Raw genomic sequence first — 23,986 nt, 5'->3', positions numbered from 1 at the left:
TCAGATCTCCGCAAAATTCTTCAACAGCGCTGCCCCCCAATGGTGGCTCTTTTCCGGGTGGAACTGCACGCCGTAGACATTCTCATGGCGCACGGCACATCCGAAACGGAATCCGTAATCCGCAGTGGCGGAGACGTCTTCGGCCTGCTCGCATTCGAAATAGAAGCTATGCAGAAAATAGAAACGTGCGTCGCGCTCCAGTCCTTTGAATAGCGGTGAACTGGCGTTGGGGGCGACATCGTTCCATCCCATATGCGGCATTGGCAGAGCGGCTGACGCGGGGTTGTTGGCGAAACCACGCACGCGGCTCTTGATCCATCCGAGCCCGTCTCTCACGCCTTCGTCACTGCCTTGCGCCAGAATCTGCATGCCGACGCAGATACCGATTACCGGCGTCTTTTCGACCAGGACCTTGCGCTCGAGCGATTCACGCATGCCTGACGCATTGAGCAGATCCATGGCGTGATCGAACGCGCCAACGCCAGGCAGAATGATGTGCGTTGCGTCGTCGAGTTCCTCGGCACGCGTCGCGCGTCGCGACTCGATACCCATGCGCTTGTACATGTTGGAGAACGCGCCGATATTGCCTAACCCGTAATCGACGATGGTAATCATCGGATGATCGCCCGTTGAATGCCCAATGCGCGAAGGACTCGTGTACCAAGATCAATGAATCCCATGTCGTTCTTGTAGTCCTTATAGGTCTTCTTCGGTCCTTCGAGCAGATTGCGCAAGTCCTGCACAGTAATGCCGAGCTTGGTCGCGATGTACTCGAAATCCTGAGCGAGCGTCTGGTCGTCGTAGGCCGGCTTTGCGATCTTTTCGAGTGCTTCTTCTCGGGTGAGCTGACCCGTGAGAATCAGGCTGGAGAAGTGAGCGCGTCGCTTGTCGTACCCGAACTTCGTGGGGAGCCAGAAGCCTTCATAGAAACGGGTAAAGCGCGATTCGTAATGCTTGTGGGCGTACTTTTGCCAACCGTACTTGGCGACGAGTTCGTCCATCGCCTCTTCCTTGATGTACGGGACGCAATTCAGCGGCTTGACGACGCGAACGCCCTTCACAAATCGGTAGTACAGCTTGAACTTGAAAATCCCGGCGAGCGGGAACGACTTGAGAGGGCGGGTGCCGAACTTTCGGTGAATGTCCTTCAACTGGCGCAAATCGGACGCGTGGTAGTGCCACTCCAGCGGTTCGCGGACGCATTCGGTCGAGTAATTCGCACCGGTCAGGATGTACTTGACGTCGTGCTTGGCGGCAAAGTTATAGAGGCCGGCGAAGAACGCGTGGTCCTGGGGCGTGTCCAGGTGCGGCACCTGAGCCTTGAAGAATGCCAGTTGCAGATCGCGCATTTCGGGCCAGTCAACCACTTCGGTATACAGGTCGAGATTCAGTCCGTCGACGAGCTTTTCAATGTTGTTGACGGCTTGCTGCGAGTTCCAGCCGGCATCGACGTGATAAAGCAGCGGGCGGAGGCCAAACTTTTCCTTGGCGAGGTACGTGACATACGAGCTGTCCACGCCGCCGCTCAAACCGATCAGACAGTCGTGATCCTTCCCCTTGCCATCACGCTTGATCTGCTCGACGGTCGCCATGATTTCACGCTCGCCGCGCTCGTCGGGGTGCCAGTTCGGCAGAATATTGCTGTGGTAGTTGTTGCAGTAATCACACCAACCGCGCTCGTCGAACGTGATGTTCGAATCCGAGGTGTCCATGATGCAGTTGGAGCAAATTTGATAGTGCTGGCTAGCCATAAATGCGGTTCCTGACTGATTCTGCAAACTTGCGTTGGCGTCGTGGTGAGGTATTCAGACCGGCGCGATCGTGCGTGCCGATGGATGGGGAAGGCAAATCGTTTTCGGGTGCAGTGGTTGCGGCCTGCGACCGAATGGCGCGTTCGACGACAAAACTGAGCGCATCGTGAATGAGCTTGACTGGCGTAAATTGCCCCTCCCGCTGTTCTCGAGGTCGAAAGGCGCGGTGCGGACCCTATCACCACGGCTTAGACAACGTTTTACGCAAGGGGGCTAATTGAAATTGTAAGTAATCGTCAGCCGGTTGGGCCTCTGGGGCTTAAAACGAGACCAGGCAGCCCTGGCAGCCTGCGTCGCCCGGCTGCTTTGCCGGGGTCACGCGTTGCTCGGGGGGCTCGGTCACCATCCATAGGGCTTCAACGGCAGATTGCGAGACGCGAATTATACCAGCCGGATATAGCCCAAGCGTGTTTGAAGGCGGCTTGCGGGGAAGGGATGTTGTGAGCGCGTGACACTTGTCTGCGATGGTGCAAAAGTCGCGCTGGCGTCGGCCGGCCGAAGGGGCGCCGCTATGCGGGTGCCGCGAGCCGGATAAAGTGGTCGTTATGCTACCATACCGCCCGACCGATACGGCCACCGCAAAGCCTGTGGCCGCACGTCCGATAAGCGCCTACGGCGATGAGTCGAGCCAAAATCAGACGCAAATCCACATATTTAAATCTCACAATCGGTGCAGCGTAATTGCGTCTCCAGATTTTTAATTTGATTTTGCGTGGCCTCACGCTGGCGAGCAAATTCCTCCTGGTGTTTGCGCTGGCCAAATTCCTTCGCCCGGTCGATGTCGGCGTCTATGGCCTCATGGTCGTCACAATTGGTTACTGCGCTTTCATTCTGGGCGGCGAGTTTTACACTTTTTCAATGCGCGAACTGGTGGTTGCGGACCAGTCGGCCAGACGCGGGATGTTACGATCCCAAATCGGGTTTCATCTGGTCTGCTATGCGATATTCATGCCGCTGTTTATCGGCTTGTTTGTGTGGAAGAAGCTCCCGTGGGCTTATGTCGGTTGGTTTTACGCCATTCTTCTGGTCGAGCATTTCTCCCAGGAGGTAAATCGCATTCTCGTCTCACTGTCCATGCAGTTGCATGCCAGTGCCGTGCTGTTCGTTCGCAGCGGTGCCTGGTGCCTGACCGTCATCGGCGCAATGGTGGCCACCGATTCGGCGCGTGATCTCAATTTCGTCCTGGGGGCCTGGCTATGTGGCAGCTTCCTGGCTTGCATACTCGGTGCGTATTGGGTGGGAAGTCGGCATGGGTGGCCCGGAATCGGCCAAGTGGACTGGCGCTGGGTGCGTAAGGGAGCGAAGACGGCTGCCATCCTTTTCGTTGCCGCGCTGGCGCTGCAAGGCCTCACGACATTTGACCGCTACGCCGTCCAGGATTTCGGCAGCGTCAGTGATGTGGGCGCTTACTCACTTTTCGCGGGCATTGCGACGGCGATGATCTCGTTCCTGGAAGCCGGGGTTATTGTTTTTTTCTATCCAAGCCTGATCGATGCTGCAAAACGCAACGATCTCGCAGCTTTTGCGCAACGAATGCGCAAGCTCACCCTGAATGTCGTGGTGTGCATGCTGGTGCTGGCGATCGGCGCGTGGTGCGTGGGATTGCTGGTGGTTCAGTGGCTCGACAAGCCGGCGTACAGTGACAATTTCTATCTGTTCAAGTACATACTTCTGGCTATGTTCGTATTTGGCGTCAGTCATATTCCCCATTTGGGACTGTACGCAAGAGGGCTGGATCGTGTGCTGTTGTGGAGCCAGATTGCCGCGATGCTGGCTTTTGCCGCTGTGGCGGTGCCGGCGGGGCAAGTCTGGGGAGTAGTCGCTGTTCCCGTCGCATTGTGCTTCGCTTATACGACGCTTCTGCTGTGGAAGACAGTGTGCTACCGCCTGATGCTTCGCGAGTTTAAAAACAATCCCCATTGTTAGGTTACCTATTGTGAAAAAAGTCCTTGTTACCGGCGCAGACGGCTTTATCGGTTCCCACCTCACGGAGTTGTTGGTGCGTGAGGGATATGAAGTGAAAGCGCTCTCGCAATACAACTCGTTTAACTATTGGGGATGGCTTGAGGACGTCGCATGCCTGAAGGAAATCGAAGTTCTCAACGGCGATATCCGCGACGCTCACTATTGCAAACACATCACTAAAGACGTCGACACGATCTTTCACCTGGCTGCGCTGATTGCGATCCCCTATTCGTATGTCGCACCGGAGAGCTACGTCGACACCAACGTGCGCGGCACGTTGAACATTTGTCAGGCGGCGCTGGAAAACAATGTCGGGCGTGTCATCCACACGTCGACGAGCGAGGTGTACGGAACAGCTCAGTACGTGCCGATCGACGAGAAGCACCCGCTGCAACCGCAGTCGCCGTATAGCGCGTCGAAGATCGGCGCTGACGCGATGGCAATGAGCTTCTACAACGCGTTCGATTTGCCGGTGACGACGGCTCGCCCGTTCAACACGTACGGCCCGCGTCAATCCGCCCGTGCGGTCATCCCGACCATCATCACGCAGATTGCTGCGGGTGCGAAGGAGATCAAGCTGGGCGATGTGTCACCGACACGCGACTTCAATTATGTCGCCGACACGTGCGAGGGATTCCTCGCGCTCGCGCGCTGCGACGCTGCGGCAGGCGAAGTCGTCAACATCGGATCGAATTACGAAATTTCGGTGGGTGACACGCTGAATCTGATCCGCGAGCTGATGGGCAGTTCGGTCGAGTTCCTGCATGACGAGCAGCGCGTGCGTCCGGGCAAGTCCGAAGTCTTCCGCCTCTGGTGCGACAACGCCCGAATTCGCGAGATGACCGGATTTACGCCGAAGTACGACATTCGTGCCGGCCTTCAGGCGACCATCGACTGGTTTGTTCAGCCCGGCAATCTCGCTAAGTACAAGGCAGGTATTTACAATGTCTGACGTCAAAGCCCGCTATTTGCCGCTGATCCAGGCAGTTCGCGAACGTTTCCCGGGCGACGGCTTCGTTCCGCTTCACGCGCCCGTCTTCGGCGGGAACGAGAAAACCTATTTGAGCGAATGCATCGATAGCACTTTTGTATCGTCAGTGGGCCCGTTCGTCGACCGCTTCGAGCGGATGATGGAAGAAATCACCGGCAGCAAGTTTGCGATCGCGACCATGAACGGTACCGCGGCGCTGCATATGACGTTGATTCTCGCGGGTGTTCGCGACGGTGACGAAGTGATCACACAGCCGCTCACGTTCGTGGCCACCTGTAACGCGATTGCCTATCAACGTGCCCATCCGATTTTTCTCGACGTCGATCGCGACACGCTCGGCTTGTCGCCGGATGCCGTTGCCGACTTCCTCGAGTCGCACGCCGAAATGCGCGACGGGCAGTGTTTCAATCGCGGCACCGGACGGCGTATTCGCGCGATGGTGCCGATGCACACGTTCGGCATCGCCTCGCGTATCGAAAAGCTCATCGAAATCGGCGAGCGCTGGAATATCGTCGTCATTGAAGATGCTGCTGAAGCGATCGGCTCGACATGGAAGGGCAAGGCGCTCGGAACGTTCGCGCCGCTGAGCGCTTTCAGCTTCAATGGAAACAAGATTGTGACCAGCGGGGGCGGCGGATGCGTCGTCACGGATTCTCCGGAAATCGCGCGCCTTGCCAAGCACCTCACGACGACGGCCAAGAGCCCGCACGCATGGGAATTTTCGCACGACCAGGTCGGCTACAACTATCGTTTGCCGAACATCAACGCCGCGCTGGCATGCGCACAGCTCGAGCAATTGCCGGGCTTTCTGGCGAAGAAGCGTGAGCTGTCGCGATTCTATGCGGATGTCTGTCAAAAAGCCGGGCTGAATTTCCTGAACGAGCCGGTCGGCGGGGAATCGAATTTCTGGTTGAACGCAGTGCTGACCGAAGGGCGGGACGAACGAGACGCGTTGCTGGCTTATGCGGCGGATGAAAAGATCATGATGCGCCCGGTGTGGCAACTGATGACGACCTTGCCGGCATTCCGCGACGCACAGGCGATGGCTATTCCGAATGCGCAATGGCTGCAGGACCGAATCGTCAACATTCCGAGCAGCGTGCCGGCGCAATGAGGCTCGTTTTTGTCGGTGGTGGAGGGCATTGCCGCTCGTGCATCGATGCCGCCGAGCGGGCGCAGATCGGGATCGCGGGTGTCGTCGATCCCGACGCCCGTGCCGACGTTCTGGGCTACCCGGTGCTCGGTGACGACACCTGGATCGACACGCATGTATCCGACGGGGAATTCGCATTCCTTGTGAGCGTAGGGACCACAGGGTCAGCGGCCATCCGACGACGCATCTTTGAGCACTTGCGTCGCTTGAACGCGACGATTGCCACGCTGGTGTCGGCAACAGCCGTCGTTTCCCGGCACGCCACCGTTGGGGAAGGGACAGTCGTACTGGAGCGTGCCGTCGTCAATGCGAACGCACGGGTCGGGGCGAACTGCATCATTAACACCGCCGCATTGATCGAACACGATGCCCGCATAGGCGATCACACGCATGTGTCCACCGGGGCGCTGATCAATGGGAACGTGGTTATCGGTCAGGGTTGTATGATCGGCTCTGGCGCGGTGATTCGGCATGGCGTGCGTATTGCAGACGGCGTCGTTGTGGGCGCTGGCGCAACCGTACTCGCCGATATCGACGCAGCGGGCACCTGGGTAGGAACGCCCGCCAGGAGAATGAAATGAGTCTTTGGAACGAACGCGTTTTCATCATCGCAGAAGCCGGCGTCAACCATAACGGCGACGTCGGGCTGGCTCGCCAGTTAATCGATGCGGCTGCCGAAGCCGGCGCCGATGCAGTCAAGTTCCAGACATTCCGTGCTGCAGCGCTCGTATCGCGTGAAGCCCGAATGGCGGACTATCAGAAGCGCAATCTGGGGGAAGAGACGTCGCAGTACGAGATGCTCCGGCGGCTCGAACTGTCAGACGAAACGCAACGTGAATTGCGCGCATACGCGGCTTCCCGAGGCATCTTGTGGTTTTCCACGGCTTTCGACCCGGAGAGCCTGACATTCCTGATTTCGCAGGAGCTGCCGGTCTGGAAGATTCCGTCCGGAGAAATCACCAACTATCCGTACCTTCGCCGCATTGGCGCGCTCGGACGTCCCGTGATTCTGTCGACGGGCATGAGTACTTTGAGCGACGTGGAAGCTGCGCTCGATGTCTTGCAGGCGGCCGGTACCAAGCGAGAGGATATTTGCGTGCTGCATTGCACGACGGAATATCCGGCACCCTGGCAAGACGTCAATCTGCGCGCGATGAACACGCTGGGCAATGCTTTCGGACTGGCGTGCGGTTACTCGGACCACACCACTGGGATCGAGATTCCGATTGCCGCCGTGGCGCTGGGTGCGCGCGTCATCGAGAAGCACTTCACCTTGGACAGGACCCTGCCGGGCCCCGATCATGCGGCTTCGCTGGAGCCTGCCGAGCTGGGCGCCATGGTGACGTCGATCCGTCACGTTGAATTGGCGCTCGGTGATGGTGTCAAGCGGCTGACGCCTTCGGAGCGTAGTAACCGTCTCGTCGCGCGAAAGCAGATTGTGGCGGCACGGGCGATTCCCGCGGGGCATGTCCTGTCTGAGGAAGACCTCGCAGTGCGCCGTCCGGGCGAAGGCATATCGCCGATGGAATGGCCGCGGGTCGTAGGGCGCAAGGCGGGGCGCGACTACGAAGCAGGTGATGCAATCGAGTGGTAAATAGTCAGATCGACTTTCGAGTACGACGGATTTTCGAGCGATGAAGAATTGGAATGCTGTGCTTGTTGGCCCGGACGACAGTCTGGAGAAGGCGATTTCGGTGCTGGACACCGGCGCGCTGCGCATTGTGCTCGTCGTGGACGACCAACGCCGGTTGCTCGGTACCATCACCGATGGCGACGTGCGCCGGGCTTTGCTGCGCTATCTCCCGATGAGCACGGCGGTGCGTGACGTCATGTGCTCGACGCCGCAAACCGCCGGGCCAGCCTGGCCGCGCGAGCGCGTGCTTGCGATTATGCAATCCCGCCAGTTGCTGCATATGCCGGTGGTGGACGACGGCAATGTGCTCGTCGGGCTGGAGACCATGCAAGAACTGGTGAATGGCCGTCGCCTCGACAATCCCGTTTTTCTGATGGCGGGAGGATTTGGCACCCGGCTGCATCCGCTGACCAACGACTGCCCGAAGCCGCTGCTGAAAGTTGGCGACAAACCTATCCTCGAACTGATTCTCGAGAGCTACATCAGCGCAGGTTTTCACAAGTTCTATATCTCGACGCACTATCTTCCCGAAATGATCCGCGCGCATTTCGGTGACGGCAGCAAATGGGGCGTGACGATCAGCTACGTCCACGAAGAAACGCCACTGGGCACGGGGGGCGCGTTGGGGCTGCTTCCGCGCGATGAAATCAGCCTGCCGATGTTCCTCATGAACGGCGACCTGTTGACTCGACTCGATTATCGCGGCCTGCTCGATTATCACAACGAGCATGGCGGTTCGGCGACGATGTGCGTGCGGGAGTATGAGTTCCAGGTGCCTTACGGCGTCATTCAGAGCGATGGCCATCGCATTCAGTCGATGGTGGAAAAGCCCATCCAGAAGTGGTTTATCAACGCGGGCATTTACGTACTTTCTCCGGAGTTGATCCGCAGCGTACCGGTCAACCAACGCGTGGATATGCCGACCCTCCTGGAGCAGTCCATCGAGAAGGGGTCCGACGTCATGATGTTCCCCGTGCACGAGTACTGGCTGGACATCGGCCGCATGGAAGATTTCAAGCGGGCGCAGCAACAGTTCGGCAATCTATGACGGCAAAGGCTCTCTATCTGGTGATCGGCTCGGGCAGTATTGCTCGCCGACACATGCGCAACTTGCGCGCTCTGTATCCTGACGCGGATGTTGGGTGCGTGTCCGCATCGGGGCGGGCCCTGTCTGCCGACGATGTGGAACCCGGTGTCGTCAGATTTCTCACGCTTGACGAGGCCATGTCGGCATCGCCCGTTTTTGCTGTCGTCGCGTCCCCCGCCCCTGCGCACGTCGCGCACGCGCGCAAGCTGCTTGAGACGGAAATCCCCGTGCTGATCGAGAAGCCGCTGTCCGACAGTATGGAAACGCTGGCGCCGTCACTTGATGAATTGATGCGTCATCGGGACAAAATCGAGATCGCTTACAACTTGCGGTTCATGCCGTCGGCTGTCTGTTTGAGACAAGCGGTTGTCGATGGAAGCGTCGGCCGCGTGCTTTCCGTGAGTGCGGAGGTTGGACAGTATTTGCCCGACTGGCGTCCTGGCTCGGACTATCGAAAGCAGGTATCCGCACAGAATGCGCTTGGCGGCGGAGTGCTTCGCGAGCTGAGCCACGAGATCGATTATCTGGTTTGGATTTTCGGTCGTCCGGACAGTGTGTTTTGCATCGCGAACCGCGTGAGCGATCTGGAAATCGATGTGGAAGATGTGGTGGATGCTTTCCTTATCCACGACAATGGCCCCGTCATCAATTTGCACATGGACTTTCTCCAACGTTCGGTCACGCGTCGCTGTAAAGTGATCGGCGAGACAGGGACGTTAGTGTGGGACATGCTCAAGAACACGGTGGTCGTGCAACGTTCCGGCGGCGAGGAGACAACGCTATATAGCGATGCGGCTTACGACCGGAACGCCATGTATATCGACGAGCTCGTTCATTTTGCCAAGGTGGCCAGTGGCGCGAGCGCACCGTTCGTGGATATTGGCCAGGCGGCCGACGTTCTCAGGTTGATCGACGCGATGAGACAGTCCGCGGCGACGCATCAGCAGGTGGCGATTTGAAGGGGAAAGAAGTGAGCGTTTGCGCATTCATATTTGCCCGTGGCGGGTCCAAGGGACTACCGGGCAAGAATATCCGTGAGTTGGGCGGCGTGCCGCTGGTGGCTCACTCGATCCGTACTGCGCAACAGGTCGCGCGGGTTCGCAAGATCTACGTCTCTACCGAAGATGAAGCGATTGCGCGCGTCGCACGCCAATTTGGCGCTGAAGTGATTGACCGCCCCGCAGAGCTCGCAACCGACACCGCCCCGGAATGGCTTGCGTGGCGCCACGCCATCGATACCGTATTTGCGCGCGACGGTGCGTTCGACGTCTTCCTCAGCTTGCCGGCGACGAGTCCGTTGCGTTCGGTCGACGATGTTGACGCATGCCTTGATGCCCTGAATGATTCGACCGACGTCGTTGTCACGGTAACACCGGCAGCACGTAGTCCGTACTTCAATATGGTCACCCGCACACAGGAGGGGCAGACGAATCTCGTGATTGGCGGACATGGTGCGGCGCGTCGTCAGGATGCACCGGCCGTGTATGACCTCACGACTGTCGCTTACGTTACACGCCCCGAGTTCGTTCGCACCCACGATCGACTGTTCGACGGGCGCGTTGGATCGGTGGTCGTCCCCAAAATTCGCGCGGTGGACATCGATGATATTCACGATTTCCAATTCGCCGAAGTCCTCATTCGGGCAGAACAACAATGAACCTTAACAATAAGACGATCATTGTCGTCGGTGGTGCCGGCCGTATCGGTCGGGCCATTGTCGGCGCACTGGTCCAGGCGGACGCCAACGTTGTCGTTGCCGACGTGGACGAAAGCGGTCTGGACAGCGTGGCGGCGGAGTACGGGGCGCGCGTCATGTGCCAGACGCTCGACGTGAGCGACGCGACGGCGATTCGCCAATTGTTGTCAGACGCCGAGCAGCGATTCGGTAGTGTGGACGGTGCGGTGAACACCGCTTATCCGCGCAATGCCCGGTACGGTGCGAAATTCTATGAGGTGACGTACGACGATTTCTGCGAGAACGTGAGTCGGCACGTGGGTGCCTATTTCCTGTTCATGCAGCAGTGCGCTCAGTACGCTTTGCATTCGAAGCAGCCCTTCTCGCTGGTGAATTTTTCATCGATTTACGGCGTGATGGCACCGCGCTTCGATGTCTACGAAGGGCTGCCGATGACGATGCCCGTCGAGTACGCGGCGGTCAAAGCCGGATTGCAGCATCTCACTAGTTACGCAACGGCATATACGAAGGGCACCCGGTTTCGTGTCAATTGTGTGAGTCCAGGCGGGATCCTTGCCGGTCAGAATCCGGACTTCCTGGCTCGATACAACGCGCATTGCCGCGAGAAGGGAATGCTGGACGCGGAGGATATTGTCGGCTCGGTGTTGTACTTGTTGTCGTCCGACTCCGCCTATGTGTGTGGACAAAACATCGTGATCGACGACGGTTTCTCGGTCGGCTAATTCCGCTCCACTGCCTGAATATTCCGTAGAACACTCTCAATGTCGTCGCTAATCGTCTATATCGTTGGGTCGCTGGTCATTTGGGGACGATACCTGGATCACGCGGGCAACTTCACTGCGTTCGTGTGCTTCTTCGCGTTGACGCTGGTCACCAATCTTCCGAAGCGGGCGTTTTCCCCACTGGCATTGTTTTATGCCTATTACGGCGCATGGTTTGTCGTCGCGCCGATGTTCGCCCAGCGCTTTGATGGCATGTTGGACCACACGGAATATCAATTGGCCATTGCCCTGGCGTATACGGTGTTCGGACTCGGGGTCGTCGCGATCAAAGTCGGCGAACGGATCGGGCGGGCCGGTCATCGCACCGACTATCGGGGGCGCGCACCGGGGACGTTTGCCTTGCGCAGCACGCTGATGATTCTGTACGTCGTTGCCACGGCGATGGTCGTGATGATTGTGCAGTCCAGCGGTGGCTTTTCCGTCTGGGAGGCGAATCCCGGTGATGCGTTCCTGAACCGAAGCGGGTCCGGCGTCTATGTTGTGCTGAGTCACTTCTCATCGGTTGCGCTGGCAGCATTGACGGGCTATTACTGCGTGCGCAAGCACAGCAAGGTTGCCCTGTGCATTTTTCTGGCCTGGTTGTTAGTGACGTCGCCGGTGCATGGCAGTAAGCTCCAGATTTCGTTGCTCGCGGTCGTTTCGATGCTGCCTTGGGTGCGCAACATGAGACTGCTGACGGTCAAGACGATCCTGCTTTATGTCTCGTTCGTCATGATTTTCCTGCTGGGTCTGTATTTCCGGAATATCACGTGGGTCAGTGCGGACACCATGATTCCGTATGCACTGAATTACTTCAATACGCTCGAGAACCTTGCCATTTCGGTGCGCGATTTCGATCCGAGCGTGCTGATGACGTTCTTCCTGCCGTTTGTGAAATTCCAGACGCCTTTCGGTTTGGCGAGTCCGGACATGTATTTCGACATGAATCACTTGCTGACGGACATTTATTTCCCGAAGTCGTGGGCGATTCGTGCGACCGAGCAATGGCCGGTAGAGACAGATCTGTATCTTAATTTCATGTTTGTCGGCGGGTTGCCGTTGGTTGCCCTGTATCTTGGGATCATCGGCTTCATTCATGGCCGGGCGATTCGGAACGACTCGCTGGGGTACTGGGCTGCGTCGATTCTCATGACGATTCTCATGATTTCGCATTTGCGCGGCAGCCTGATCAACTGGACTGATTTCTATCTGTATCCCTACATCGCGGTTATTGCGTATCTGTTCAGAAAAATGTCGTTGCGGCCGATACCCCGCCACGTCGCGTCGACCGTACCTGGCGATGCTGGCAACGCAGCACCTGCGATGAAACCGTAATGTCTGAGTCTTCCTGGGTCGAAGAGTATCTGCGTGCCACCGAGAACGAGATTGCCGTTGACGCGCATCTCTATTCGATCGGTGGGGGCAATGCAGGCGCGTTTGGACACTTGCCGCGTCCGGCGCGCTGGCGTGGCATGTCGGCGAAGCTGCGTCCGGTGTTGCGTATGGTGGGTACTGTGTCTCGTGTCCTCTGGGGTGTCGGCGCGGCCCGCGCGTATCTGAACTACGATGCCAGGCGTCTGGAGCGCTATCGCCAATCCTGCGCACCCGCGCCGCAACGACTGACGTCGGAGTGCCGCGAACTCGCGGTCGCCTTTTCGTCCAGGGCGGCGGACGTGCTTCACATCCCCGCGCTGTCTGACGAGCCGAAGCAATGGCTCACGTTTCCGTGGGCACCGATTCACCCGCTACCGCCAGGTCAGGCCCAGGTCGATGCGTTCTCGCTGCTAACGGCAGAGGATATCGAACTGGCACGAAAGCTCGCGATACGGGCATCTGCCGAATTACGACGCAGGCCGCCAACGCGACTTTGGGCTCTGCAAAGTTACACCGCCGTGCGCTGGTTCGCCGCGCGTATCGCGTTGGCCAAATTCACAGAATGCCGTTTGCTCATCGCGGAGCACTACGATCGCTGGGCCATGTTGGCCGATGCCGTCGCGCGTAGCGGACGATGCAATGCGCTAACGCTGGTGCAGCATGGGGCGCTGGCGGGACTGTCGGCGAATGGCGAGGCACCGTCGGGTCGACTCCATTTCCCGTTACCTCATCGACTGACGTCGGTTTCACGACTCTCGGTCTACGATGCGATTTCGCAGTCCGTCTTCCTTAGCGATGTGCTGACGCCCGAGTGCGTGGCCCGCGGGATTGATGTGCGGACTTTCAAGCCCACCATTGAACTGACCCGAATGAATACGACAGGGCGAGCGAGCCTGTTGATCGTTGGGCACACGCTATGCGAGCCGCTTCATATCGCGCTCATGCATCAGCTGTCGCGCGGTGGCGTCGATGTCGAAGTCTTCTACAAGCCGCATCCGACGGCGGCACCGGGTAATCAAGTCGCACGACAACCCTGGCAAGTCATTCACGAGCGAAGCGTCTTCCCTGCCGTCGATCTTGTCGTCGCCTATCCTTCGACGCTGGTGACCGAGTACGCGAACGTTGGCGTACCGGCTGTCGTTCACGCGCTCGACGCGACGCCCGACATGGCGGCTGCACTGGGCAGCGAAATTCAAGCCCGACTGACGGAGAAGGTCGCTGCCACTTCTGTCGGCTGACTGCGTCTAGCGCTCGATCGGCCCGCCTGACACGTCAAGGTCGTAGAACGATTTCTTCAACATGTTGGAGAGATCAACCGACTTCAGAACCTCGACGATCTTGGTGCTCGCACCGCCAGTGCCATACGGGTTGACCGTGTGCACCAACGTGGCCTGAAATGCCGGGGAATAGAGCGTCGTCAGTGCCTGCTCGATGGATGCGCGTTCCGGCGCGCACTGAATCACGCTGTCGGCCATCAGTCGGCCGCGTTGACGATCTCCGATATTGATCGTTCCCTTGCCGAAGCTTGGCACCTCTGCAACGCCGCTCGACGAATTTCCCACCACGCCGTCGACCTGAGCGATACATGACAGGTACCGCAATTGCCCCAGAGAGGGGTAGGCACGGCAATGCGGGCGCGTGGCGACGTAGTCATTCACCTGACGAATGAGGGAGCGCCCGTCAGTGTCCGCGTTCGGCAGCGTGAAGATGACGTGCGTGTCGGGTAGCGTGTCGAGGGCCGCGAACAGCTCGTTCATTTGACGACCTGCCGAATCGGACTCCAGCGTCACCGGGTGGAATGTCACCAGCAGATTGCGTTTGCCGAATCGAAAGTTCAACGACGCTTCCAGTTGCGCGCGGTCGAGCAACTTGACACGTTTGATTGCGTCTACGCCGAGCCCGCCGACCAGATGCACGGTCTCTGGTGACTCCCCGAGTTGAATGACGCGGTCCCGGTATGGCGCTGCCGCAACGAAGTGGAGGTGCGACATTTTCGTCAGCGAATGCCGGATACTTTCGTCAAACGCACCTTCGGTGGTTTCGCCGCCGTGAAGATGGGCAATCGGAATGCGAGCGACCATGGCCGCTGAGACGGCCGCCAGAATCTCGTAGCGATCGCCCAGCACCACAATCAGATCGGGCGAGAGATCGGCGAGCGCGTCGGCGAAACCCAGGAGCGCAATACCCATCGACTTGGCGACACCAACGGGCGTGTCCGAAGCCATCAGCATGTCGACCTTACGGTCGATGGAAAAACCGTCGCGCTCAATTTCCTTGTACGTGTCGCCGAACTCACGAACCAGATGACTGCCGGTAGCGATGATTTGCAGCTCAAGTTCAGGGGCGTCCTTGATGCCTTGCATGACCCAACGAAGCAAACCGTACTCGGCGCGAGTTCCGGTAATGACACAGATTTTTCGAGGGGTCGTCATGGCAGAGGAGGAAAGAGGGAGATCAGCAGAAATTCTACCAGTCACTACAAGACTCCCATACTTGGATACTTCGCGGCCTAATGCATCAGGGCAACGCGGCTGGGGCGGATGACGCTGCCGATATCCCTTAGGCGCAGGAAATTGCAAAGCCGGACCTTGACATGTTTCCCTTAACGTCTAGTTTTGAAAGGCGAGCCGCGATTCGGCGTCTTTGCATGGGACTATATGGCTCTCCCGATCCTCCTGATCGTCGTTGTCGCTGCGGCGCTCGCGTTTCATTTCTGGAGTCCGTGGTGGCAGACCCCGCTGGCGTCGAACTGGCACCAGATGGACGACACCCTTACCCTTACGCTGGTGATCACCGGCGTAGCCTTCGTCGTCATCAATCTTTTCGTTGCATGGGCCATTTTTCGCTATCGTCATCGCGACGGCCATCGTGCGGCGTATCAACCTCATAACCGGCGTCTCGAATTCTGGCTGATCGGCATTACGACGGTCGGCATCGTCGCCATGCTCGCGCCGGGACTGTTCGTCTACGCGAAGCTGATCGACGCGCCGAAGGACGCTCACGTCGTCGAAGTCGTCGGCCAGCAATGGCAGTGGCGCTTCCGTCTTCCGGGACCCGACGGACGCCTCGGCACGTCGGACCCCAGCTACGTCACCGCCGACAATCCGCTTGGCCTGAATCCCAAGGACCCGGCGAATCAGGACAATCGCATCGTCGACGCCCCCGAATTGCACCTGCTCGTCGGTCAGCCGGTGAAATTGCTGCTGCGCGCAAAAGACGTGCTGCACGACTTCTATGTCCCGCCGTTTCGCACGCGCATGAACATGGTGCCGGGCATGGTCACGCAGATGTGGCTCACGCCGACCCGCACCGGACGCTTCGACATCCTCTGCGCCCAGCTCTGCGGCGTGGGGCACGCCAACATGCGCGGCGTGGTCGTCGTGGACGACAAGCCCGCCTACGACGCCTGGGTGGCCAAACTCCCCACCTTTGCTGCACTGCAAACACAGCACGCCGGGGCGGGCGCACTGGACCCGCTCGCCGCGAAGGGCAAGTTGCTGGCGCAGGCCAAAGGGTGTGCTGGCTGCCACTCGGTGGATGGATCGGCGAGCGTCGGGCCGACCTGGCATGGGCTTTACGGGAAGACGGAGACGTTTCAGGATGGCAGTTCCGCCCACGTCGACGACGCCTACCTCGCCGAGTTCATCCGCAACCCGACGGCACGTGTGCCCAAGGGCTTCGCCCCGATCATGCCTAAACTGGAACTCAGCGACGACGACCTGAAGGCGCTTATCGCTTACATCCGGACGCTGGGCGCTCAACCGGCGGCGCAGCCCGGGGCACCCGCGCCTTCGACACCGTCAGCGCAGTCTGCTTCATCCGACACACCTCATTCGTCTGCCATGATCAAACCTGTCCGACATCTCACTATTCCGCTCACAGCCGTTGCCCTGGCAGCTACCGCTGTCCCCGCACAGTCTTCGCCCCGAAGCGACGCGTCCGCGATGCAACTCGCGCAGAACACGCTTCAGTCGCCGCGACCGCCCGTGCAATACGGACCGCTGACGCCGTCCGCACCGGGCAATCAAGCTAATCAGGGAGCACAGTCGCCGTCGCAACCGGCGCGCCGCCAAGGCGGCACGCCGGGCCTGCCGTTGCAGAACGATCCGAACACGTACGCCCCGCCGCTGGCCATCCCGCCGCGGCAGTCCACCGGTCCGCAATCGCCGGGACCGGCGCAACCGAGTGTGCCGATGATCAGACCGGCGCCGTAGCCCGACGCGCGTCGCACACAGATGCGCGGGCCGCACCGGCAACAAAGGGAGACAACGTCATGACTGGCAATGCCGAGAATGCCGACGGTTCCACCCATGCCGGTGCCCACGGGAGCTATGGGGGCTATGGTGGGCACGACGGCCCTCAGAGTTTCTGGACGAAGTACGTCTGGAGTCAGGACCACAAGGTGATCGCCGTGCAGTACGCCTGCACCGCGATTGCCGTCGGATTGGTCGGACTCGTGCTGTCCAACCTCATGCGTCTGCAACTGGGCTTCCCCGGCAAGTTCTCGTTCATCGACGCCAGTCACTACTATCAGTACGTCACCATGCACGGCATGATCATGGTGATCTATCTGCTCACGGCGCTTTTCCTCGGTGGCTTCGGCAATTACCTGATTCCGCTGATGGTCGGCGCGCGCGACATGGTCTTCCCGTTTCTGAACATGCTCAGTTACTGGGTGTATCTGCTGGCCGTGGTCGTGTTGATGGTGAGCTTCTTCGTGCCCGGTGGCCCGACCGGCGCTGGCTGGACACTCTATCCTCCACAGGCGATCCTGCCCGGCACACCGGGCACGGAGTGGGGCATCGTGCTGATGCTCGTCTCGCTGCTGATCTTCATCGTGGCGGCCACCATGGGCGGCCTGAACTACGTCACCACGGCTTTGCAGGCGCGCACCGAAGGCATGACGTTGCTGCGCATGCCGCTCACCGTGTGGGGCATCGTGATGGCGACGGTGCTGGCCTTGCTCGCCTTCCCGGCGCTATTCGTCTCTGGCGTAATGATGCTGCTCGACAAGACACTGCACACGAGCTTCTTCATGCCGGCGGTCGTGTCGATGGGACAACCGCTCGACTATCGCGGCGGCAGCCCGCTCCTGTTTCAGCATCTGTTCTGGTTCTTCGGACACCCAGAGGTCTACATCGTCGCGTTGCCTGCGTTCGGCATCGTCTCGGATCTCATCAGCGTTCACGCGCGCAAGAACATCTTCGGCTACCGCATGATGGTCTGGGCGATTCTCGCCATCGGCGTGCTGTCGTTCGTCGTGTGGGCGCACCACATGTTCATCAGCGGCATGAATCCGTACTTCGGATTTCTGTTTGCGACGACCACGCTCATCATCGCGATTCCGACCGCGATCAAGGTCTACAACTGGGTGCTCACGCTCTGGCGTGGCGACATCCATCTGACGGTGCCGATGCTGTTCGCCATCGGCTTCATCAGCACGTTCGTGATCGGCGGACTGACGGGGCTGTTCCTCGGCAATGTGAGCGTGGACATGCCGCTGTCGAACACGTATTTCGTCGTCGCGCACTTTCATATGGTGATGGGCGTCGCCCCCTTGCTGGTGGTCTTCGGCGGGATCTATCACTGGTATCCGCTGGTGAGTGGCAGACGTTTGAACGACCGTCTCGGTCAGTGGCACTTCTGGATCACGTTCCTCGGCACCTACGCGATCTTCTTCCCGATGCACTACCTCGGCATTCTCGGCATGCCGCGACGCTACTACGAGTTCCAGAATTACAGCTTCATCCCCGAGTCCGCGCACACGATGAACACCTATATCTCGGTGGCTGCGTTCGTCGTCGCGCTGGGGCAGTTGCTGTTCCTGTTCAACCTCGCGTGGAGCGTGCGGCACGGCAAACCGGCCGGTTTGAATCCGTGGCGCGCCGCTTCGCTCGAATGGCAGACACCGCACGCGCCACCCGAACATGGCAACTGGGGCGCAGTGTTGCCGACGACGTATCGCTGGCCCTACGAGTACAGCGTGCCGGGCGACATCGACGATTTCGTGCCGCAGAATCTCGCGCCCGATCCGCGACGTCCTGCCACGCTGGTGGACGGCGGCGACTCGGCGGCGCTGCATGGTGGCGGCAGCAAGGCGCCTCCACCGCCCGAGTCCCCGAAAGGAGCGACACCATGAGGCCCGTTCCGTCGTGGCCGCCGATGCCCCCCGATGGCATTCCCGGCGGCGTTCCCGTGATGCAACCGCGTCGGCGTACAGCGTCGCAGGTCGCGCTCTGGTGGCTCATGGGCGTGATCGGCATGTTGTTCGCGTTGATGCTCGTGGCGTACGTCATGCGCATGAGCCTCGGCGACTGGCGCCCGTTGCCGCCCGTCAATGCGCTGTGGGTCAACACGGGGGTACTGGCGGCAGCGTGCATCGTGATGCAGTCGGCGGCGTGGCAGGCGAAGCGAGGAGAGCTACGACGCTCCCGACGCGACTGGACACTCGCCGGTGCGCTCGCGCTGGCGTTCATTGCCGGACAACTCTGGGTCTGGCGCGATCTCGCGCTGCGTCGCTATGGCGTGTCGGGCAACCCGGCCAACAGCTTCTTCTTTCTGCTCACCGGGCTGCACGCGCTGCATCTGCTCGGCGGCATGGTGGCGTGGGCGCTGCTGATGCCGCGTCGTGTGACGCATGCCGCACGTGCCAGACGTCTTTCGCTCACCGCGCAGTACTGGCACTTCCTGTTCGTGTTGTGGGTGGTGCTGTTCGCGGCCATCGTCAATCTCACGCCGGAGATCGCGCAGCGTCTGTGCGGCACCGGCGTTGCGCCGTAAGTCCATGCATCGGCCCGGCCAGGAGACGCCTCGTGAATACGCCATCGTCCGCCCCATCCTCCGCTGCATCAGCGGCATCTGGCATCGCGCCGCCTGACGGCTGGCGCGGCGTCGTCACCGACTGGTCCGGCGACCGCGCGACATTCCGCGTGCCGTGGGGCAAGGCGATGATGTGGATCTTCCTGCTCTCGGACACCTTCGTGTTCAGCAGTTTCCTGATCGGCTACATGACGGTGCGCATGTCGACGACCGCAACGTGGCCGAATCCGGCGGAGATCTTCGCGCTTAACGTGGGCGGACATCCGGTACCGCTCCTGCTCATCGCGATCATGACGTTCGTGCTCATCACGAGTAGCGGCACGATGGCGATGGCGGTGAATTACGCGTACCGGCGCGACCGCGACAAAACTGCGGCGTGCATTCTCGCGACGGCTTATTTCGGCATCGCCTTCGTCGGCATGCAGGCCTTCGAATGGACGAACCTGATCGTGCACGAAGGCGTGCGTCCGTGGGGCAATTCGATGGGCGCGGCGCAGTTCGGCGCGTGCTTCTTCATGATCACGGGTTTTCACGGGCTGCATGTCAGCGCGGGCGTGATCTATCTGCTGACCGTGATGCGCCGCGTGCTCAACGGCACGCTGGAGCGGCGCGGCAACTACGAACTGGTGGAGATCGCGGGCCTGTACTGGCACTTCGTCGATCTCGTGTGGGTGTTCATCTTTGCGCTGTTTTATCTCTGGTAGGAGGCGCGATGGAATCCTCTGCGGCGGCGACGCACAGTGCCGGTCACACCGGACAACAACACGCGGTCGGCCTTTACCTGAAGGTGTGGGGACTGCTGTTCGTGCTCTCGACGTTCTCGTATCTCGTCGACTACGCGAATCTGCAAGGCTATCTGCGATGGGGGTTGATTCTCGCGCTGATGATTGCCAAGGCGGGCCTCATCGTTGCGGTGTTTATGCACATGCGATGGGAGCGGCTCGCGCTCGTCTACGCCATTCTGATTCCGCCATTGGCGCTGCTGGTGCTGATGTCGCTGATGGCGTCGGAAGCAGACTTCACGTTCCTCACACGGATGGCGCACTTTGGATGAGTTGAGTCGCGATTCGCTAGCGACATTAGCGACATTAGTGACGTCAGTGCCTCACAACAATTCCACCAGCCGACGGTCGCTCTTCTGACAGTACTCCGCACATGCGGCGCGCGCGGCGGTGCCCGCGCCATGCACGAACAGCGGCGCATCGGCTCGGCGCGACATCGATACGACGATGGACGGCGGCGCTGGCTGCAAAGGCAGTTCGACGACTTCGCCGCTTGCAATCAGCGCGTCGACGAACAGACGTGGAATCGCGGCGACGCCGAAACCGTCACGCACCAATTGCACGATCACGGCAATCGAAGGCGAACCGGTAATGCGCGTCTCGGAGAGCGGCACGCCGTGCACACCGGCCAGCTTCGCCACGATGTCTTCGAGCGCGCGGTGCGGCGCGGTCCCGCGTCCGTAGGTCAGGATCGGATGCTGTAACACCTGCTTCGCCAGTCCACTGCGCGTGTTCGGAAACATGCCCTTGCGCGCGATCCAGTGCACCGGATAGTTGGCGAGTGCATTGCACACCACACTGCTGTCGTCACTGCCCTCCACGCGAATGATGAGGTCGAGTTCGTCAGCCATGAGCCGCCGCTGCAACTGCACGGAGACGTCGACCGTCAGTTCGACTTCGAGTGTCGGATAGTCGGCGGCGAGGCGTCGCAGATAGTTCGGTAGCCAGCTGTGCACGACCGTCTCGATCACCCCCAGACGCAGCCGTCCGCGCAACGTGCTTTCGCCCGACGCTGCCGCCTGCAACCGACGCGCAGCCTCCACCACCGCCTTCGCATACCCCAGCAGGTATTCCCCGTTCGGCGTGAGTCGAAATTCGCGGCTGTCGCGGTCGACAAGCTCGGTCTTCAGCTCCTCTTCCAGCACCTTGAGACGCTGTGAGATGGCGGCGGGCGTCGCATGCAACGCTGTGGCCGTCGCGCGAAAGTTGCGCAGCTTGGCGAGCGTGACGAAGGTTTCGAGAAAGCGCGTATTCATGAGGCTCCGTGCGCGTCGATGGACCGGGAAGGGGCCGGGAAGTCACCCAAAGTCTGCGACGCAAGGTGTGCAGTGTGCTGAACGGTGCAGTGAAAATAAATGCAACGAACCTCGGGAAAACCCCCGAGGTTGTTAAGAAATTCTATACACAGGGGCGAACAAAAACTCGTTAGCGGCAACTTTTTTTTCTTCCTATGCTTCTGCCATCTGATGCCGCATTGGCGTCTCCCACTCAAGCCGGATCTGCCATGAACCACCGAGCCACCCCGCACGACTTCACTTCGCAACGCGACACCATCACGCCTTACGAATTTCGTCAGGCCGTGCGCTCGGCGCAGTTCCGTGGGCCGACCGCTGGCTATTGCGGCGACTTCGCGCAGGCGAATCTCGCTATCGTGCCGGTAGCGTATGCGCACGACTTCCTGCGCTTCTGCCAGAGCAACCCCAAGGCGTGCCCGCTGCTGGGCGTCGGTGAGCCGGGACAGTGGCACGTGCCCGCGCTGGGACGCGAAGTCGATATCCGCACCGACGTACCGGGCTACAACGTCTATCGCGACGGCAAGCTCGACGCGCAGGTCGATAACCTCGCGGAGTTCTGGCAGAGCGACTTCGTGGTGTTCGCCATCGGTTGCTCGTTCTCGTTCGAGGACATGCTGGCCAAGGCAGGTATCCCGCTGCGCCACGTGGAAGAGGGCCGCAACGTGCCGATGTACCGCACCAACATCGCGAATCAGCGCGCCGGCAGGTTCGGTGGCGAACTGGTCGTGTCGATGCGGCCGATGAAGGGCGCAGACGCCATTCGTGCCGTGCAGATCACGAGCCGCTTTCCCGGCGTGCACGGCGCACCGATTCATATCGGCGATCCGTCGGCGCTGGGCATTGCCGACTTGTCGAAGCCGGATTTCGGCGACGCCGTGACCATTCGCGACGGTGAGCTGCCCGTGTACTGGGCCTGTGGCGTGACGCCGCAAACGGCGCTCATGGGCGCGAAGCTGCCGCTCGCGATCGGGCACCGCCCCGGCTACATGCTGATGACGGACATCACGAACGCGTCACTGGCCGTCTTCTGACGTCATTCGGAAACTGCAAGACCCGCAGTACCCGTACTACCCAGCACTACCGAATCAGCAAAAGAACCGCGCCATAAAGGGCCGCGGCGGGAGAGGTATTGCCCGCCGGTGACGACCCACGCCTGTTGAATGAGCGCGGCCCGAGTGCATCACACGGCAAGTCAGGACATCACCGGAGCCTTTTTCTCATGGAAAGCAAAACCCCTCTCGCGCCCCCCGTAGGGTCGGATTCTTCCGCGCCCGCCGAAGCTGGCGGCAGTCTGTTCGGCTGGTATGGCGACGCCACCCCGCGCGAGAAGCGCGCGTTCTGGAGCTGCAAGGTCGGCTACATGCTCGACGGCATGGACACCCAGATGCTCAGCTTCGTCATCCCGACGCTGATCGCCACGTGGGGCATCAGCCTCGCCGACGCGGGCTTCATCGGCACGCTCACGCTGCTCGCCTCCGCCCTCGGCGGCTGGGTCGCGGGCATCCTCTCGGATCGCATCGGCCGCGTGCGTACGCTGCAACTCACGGTGCTGTGGTTCGCCGTGTTCACCGGGCTGTGCGGCCTCGCGCAGAACTACCATCAACTGCTCGCCGCCCGTGCGCTCATGGGCTTCGGCTTCGGCGGCGAATGGACGGCAGGCGCCGTGCTCATCGGCGAAGTCATTCGCGCTCGGGACCGCGGCAAAGCCGTAGGTCTGGTGCAGTCCGGCTGGGCCATCGGTTGGGGGCTGACGGCCATCCTCTACTCGGTGCTGTTCTCGCTCATGCCGGGCGAACTGGCATGGCGCGCGCTGTTCCTGATCGGTTTGCTGCCCGCGCTGCTGGTGCTGTTCATCCGTCGCTACGTGCAGGAGCCGGAGGTGTATCAGAAGGAGAAGGCCAAGCAGGCGAAGTCGGAAGACGCGCCCGGTATGGCGGCCATCTTCAGCCCCGCGCTGCTCTCCACGACGATTCGCGCTGCCTTGCTGACCACCGGCGCGCAGGGCGGCTACTACGCCATCACGACCTGGTTGCCGACGTTCCTGAAGACGGAGCGTCACCTCACCGTGATGGGCACCGGCGGCTATCTCGCGATGATCATCTTCGGCTCCTGGGTCGGATACCTCGCGAGTTCGTATCTGACGGACCGTCTGGGTCGTAAGCCGAACTTCATTCTGTTCGCCGTGGGGTCGATGGTGATCGCGTTCTCGTACACCTCGCTGCCGCTGACCGACAGCGCGATGTTCTGGCTCGGCTTCCCGCTCGGCTTCTTCGCGTCGGGCATCTTCAGCGGCATGGGCGCGTTCCTGACCGAGTTGTTCCCCACGCGGGTTCGCGGCTCGGGACAAGGCTTCTGCTACAACGTCGGCCGTGCCATCGGCGCACTGTTCCCGTTCCTGATCGGCATGCTCTCGAAGGAATACGGTCTGGGCACAACCATCGGCATCTTCGCCGGTGTGGCCTACGGCGTGCTGATCATCGCAGCGCTCACGCTGCCCGAGACGCGCGGTCGCGAACTCGAATCGCTCGAAACCACCACGCACTGATCGAATGACGCAAGGCGGTGCCCCGCGCACCGCCTGTCATCGCCGCGCTATCGCTTCTCGCCTGATCCCGATCC

General features: G+C 60.4%; 21 protein-coding genes and 1 pseudogene. 18 read left to right on the top strand and 4 right to left on the bottom strand.

The features are described 5' to 3' along the window. Together hisH and PAQ31011_RS22850 are read right to left on the bottom strand one after the other, a co-directional pair. On the bottom strand, positions 1-615 hold the full coding sequence (hisH, locus tag PAQ31011_RS22855; protein WP_150577984.1) for an imidazole glycerol phosphate synthase subunit HisH: 615 nt from the start codon (positions 613-615) through the stop codon (positions 1-3). Continuing rightward, positions 612-1,751: an N-acetyl sugar amidotransferase gene (locus tag PAQ31011_RS22850; RefSeq protein ID WP_150577983.1), complete on the bottom strand. Its 1,140-nt coding sequence runs from the start codon at positions 1,749-1,751 to the stop codon at positions 612-614. Before PAQ31011_RS22850 ends, hisH begins: the two co-directional genes overlap by 4 nt. Before the next feature lie 741 nt (positions 1,752-2,492). On the opposite strand from PAQ31011_RS22850, the gene PAQ31011_RS22845 reads away from it, so the two are divergent. Genes PAQ31011_RS22845 through PAQ31011_RS22795 form a run of 11 tightly spaced genes read left to right on the top strand, consistent with a single transcriptional unit; the run spans position 2,493 to position 13,709 of the window. Then, positions 2,493-3,737, top strand: coding sequence for a lipopolysaccharide biosynthesis protein (locus PAQ31011_RS22845; RefSeq protein ID WP_150577982.1), 1,245 nt, complete (start codon positions 2,493-2,495; stop codon positions 3,735-3,737). A 10-nt stretch (positions 3,738-3,747) separates the two neighbouring features. Then, positions 3,748-4,728: an NAD-dependent 4,6-dehydratase LegB gene (locus tag PAQ31011_RS22840; RefSeq protein ID WP_150577981.1), complete on the top strand. Its 981-nt coding sequence runs from the start codon at positions 3,748-3,750 to the stop codon at positions 4,726-4,728. Then, entirely contained in the window at positions 4,721-5,881 is a 1,161-nt protein-coding gene (locus PAQ31011_RS22835; protein ID WP_150577980.1) for a LegC family aminotransferase, read from the top strand. The genes PAQ31011_RS22840 and PAQ31011_RS22835 overlap by 8 nt, the downstream gene beginning before the upstream one ends. Next, positions 5,830-6,501, top strand: a complete 672-nt coding sequence (locus tag PAQ31011_RS22830) for an acetyltransferase (RefSeq protein WP_217424888.1) — start codon at positions 5,830-5,832, stop codon at positions 6,499-6,501. Before PAQ31011_RS22835 ends, PAQ31011_RS22830 begins: the two co-directional genes overlap by 52 nt. After that, the gene (neuB, locus tag PAQ31011_RS22825) at positions 6,498-7,514 is read left to right on the top strand and encodes an N-acetylneuraminate synthase (RefSeq protein WP_150577979.1); all 1,017 of its coding nucleotides are present in this window, start codon (positions 6,498-6,500) and stop codon (positions 7,512-7,514) included. The genes PAQ31011_RS22830 and neuB overlap by 4 nt, the downstream gene beginning before the upstream one ends. Before the next feature lie 40 nt (positions 7,515-7,554). Then, the gene (locus PAQ31011_RS22820; RefSeq protein WP_150577978.1) at positions 7,555-8,601 is read left to right on the top strand and encodes a nucleotidyltransferase family protein; all 1,047 of its coding nucleotides are present in this window, start codon (positions 7,555-7,557) and stop codon (positions 8,599-8,601) included. Further along, entirely contained in the window at positions 8,598-9,599 is a 1,002-nt protein-coding gene (locus tag PAQ31011_RS22815) for a Gfo/Idh/MocA family protein (RefSeq protein ID WP_150577977.1), read from the top strand. Before PAQ31011_RS22820 ends, PAQ31011_RS22815 begins: the two co-directional genes overlap by 4 nt. Further along, entirely contained in the window at positions 9,596-10,297 is a 702-nt protein-coding gene (locus tag PAQ31011_RS22810) for an acylneuraminate cytidylyltransferase family protein (RefSeq protein WP_217424887.1), read from the top strand. The genes PAQ31011_RS22815 and PAQ31011_RS22810 overlap by 4 nt, the downstream gene beginning before the upstream one ends. Next, entirely contained in the window at positions 10,294-11,058 is a 765-nt protein-coding gene (locus PAQ31011_RS22805; RefSeq protein ID WP_150577976.1) for an oxidoreductase, read from the top strand. The genes PAQ31011_RS22810 and PAQ31011_RS22805 overlap by 4 nt, the downstream gene beginning before the upstream one ends. Positions 11,059-11,097: 39 nt before the next feature. Next, a complete protein-coding gene (locus PAQ31011_RS22800) occupies positions 11,098-12,432 on the top strand; it encodes a polymerase (RefSeq protein WP_174990243.1) in 1,335 nt (444 codons plus the stop codon). Then, positions 12,432-13,709, top strand: coding sequence for a hypothetical protein (locus PAQ31011_RS22795; protein ID WP_150577975.1), 1,278 nt, complete (start codon positions 12,432-12,434; stop codon positions 13,707-13,709). Before PAQ31011_RS22800 ends, PAQ31011_RS22795 begins: the two co-directional genes overlap by 1 nt. Positions 13,710-13,715: 6 nt before the next feature. On the opposite strand, the gene neuC is transcribed toward PAQ31011_RS22795, so the two are convergent. Beyond that, complete coding sequence (gene neuC, locus PAQ31011_RS22790; RefSeq protein ID WP_246179734.1) at positions 13,716-15,050, bottom strand: UDP-N-acetylglucosamine 2-epimerase; 1,335 nt, start codon at positions 15,048-15,050, stop codon at positions 13,716-13,718. Between the two features lie 78 nt (positions 15,051-15,128). On the opposite strand from neuC, the pseudogene PAQ31011_RS22785 reads away from it, so the two are divergent. The 5 genes and pseudogenes from PAQ31011_RS22785 to PAQ31011_RS22765 form a co-directional block, all read left to right on the top strand. After that, positions 15,129-16,256 (top strand): annotated as a pseudogene (locus tag PAQ31011_RS22785) (cytochrome c oxidase subunit II); the annotation flags it as partial. 488 nt (positions 16,257-16,744) lie between these two features. Beyond that, positions 16,745-18,610 (top strand): cytochrome c oxidase subunit I, encoded by a 1,866-nt coding sequence (ctaD, locus tag PAQ31011_RS22780; RefSeq protein ID WP_150577973.1) that lies wholly within the window; start codon positions 16,745-16,747, stop codon positions 18,608-18,610. Then, positions 18,607-19,251: a cytochrome c oxidase subunit 3 gene (locus PAQ31011_RS22775; protein ID WP_246179733.1), complete on the top strand. Its 645-nt coding sequence runs from the start codon at positions 18,607-18,609 to the stop codon at positions 19,249-19,251. The genes ctaD and PAQ31011_RS22775 overlap by 4 nt, the downstream gene beginning before the upstream one ends. 32 nt (positions 19,252-19,283) lie before the next feature. Further along, the gene (locus PAQ31011_RS22770; RefSeq protein WP_174990242.1) at positions 19,284-19,994 is read left to right on the top strand and encodes a heme-copper oxidase subunit III family protein; all 711 of its coding nucleotides are present in this window, start codon (positions 19,284-19,286) and stop codon (positions 19,992-19,994) included. An 8-nt stretch (positions 19,995-20,002) separates the two neighbouring features. Further along, a complete protein-coding gene (locus tag PAQ31011_RS22765; protein WP_150577972.1) occupies positions 20,003-20,344 on the top strand; it encodes a cytochrome C oxidase subunit IV family protein in 342 nt (113 codons plus the stop codon). Positions 20,345-20,395: 51 nt separating this feature from the next. Here the strand turns inward: PAQ31011_RS22765 and PAQ31011_RS22760 are convergent, their stop codons facing one another. Next, complete coding sequence (locus tag PAQ31011_RS22760; RefSeq protein ID WP_150577971.1) at positions 20,396-21,328, bottom strand: LysR family transcriptional regulator; 933 nt, start codon at positions 21,326-21,328, stop codon at positions 20,396-20,398. Positions 21,329-21,576: 248 nt separating this feature from the next. On the opposite strand from PAQ31011_RS22760, the gene PAQ31011_RS22755 reads away from it, so the two are divergent. Together PAQ31011_RS22755 and PAQ31011_RS22750 are read left to right on the top strand one after the other, a co-directional pair. Beyond that, complete coding sequence (locus PAQ31011_RS22755) at positions 21,577-22,398, top strand: putative hydro-lyase (RefSeq protein WP_281350024.1); 822 nt, start codon at positions 21,577-21,579, stop codon at positions 22,396-22,398. A gap of 188 nt (positions 22,399-22,586) precedes the next feature. Then, on the top strand, positions 22,587-23,912 hold the full coding sequence (locus PAQ31011_RS22750; RefSeq protein ID WP_150577970.1) for an MFS transporter: 1,326 nt from the start codon (positions 22,587-22,589) through the stop codon (positions 23,910-23,912). Positions 23,913-23,986 lie beyond the last annotated feature (74 nt).

The organism is Pandoraea aquatica (assembly GCF_902459565.1).
GTDB lineage: Bacteria > Pseudomonadota > Gammaproteobacteria > Burkholderiales > Burkholderiaceae > Pandoraea > Pandoraea aquatica.
This window is presented reverse-complemented; position numbering and strand designations above follow the sequence as displayed.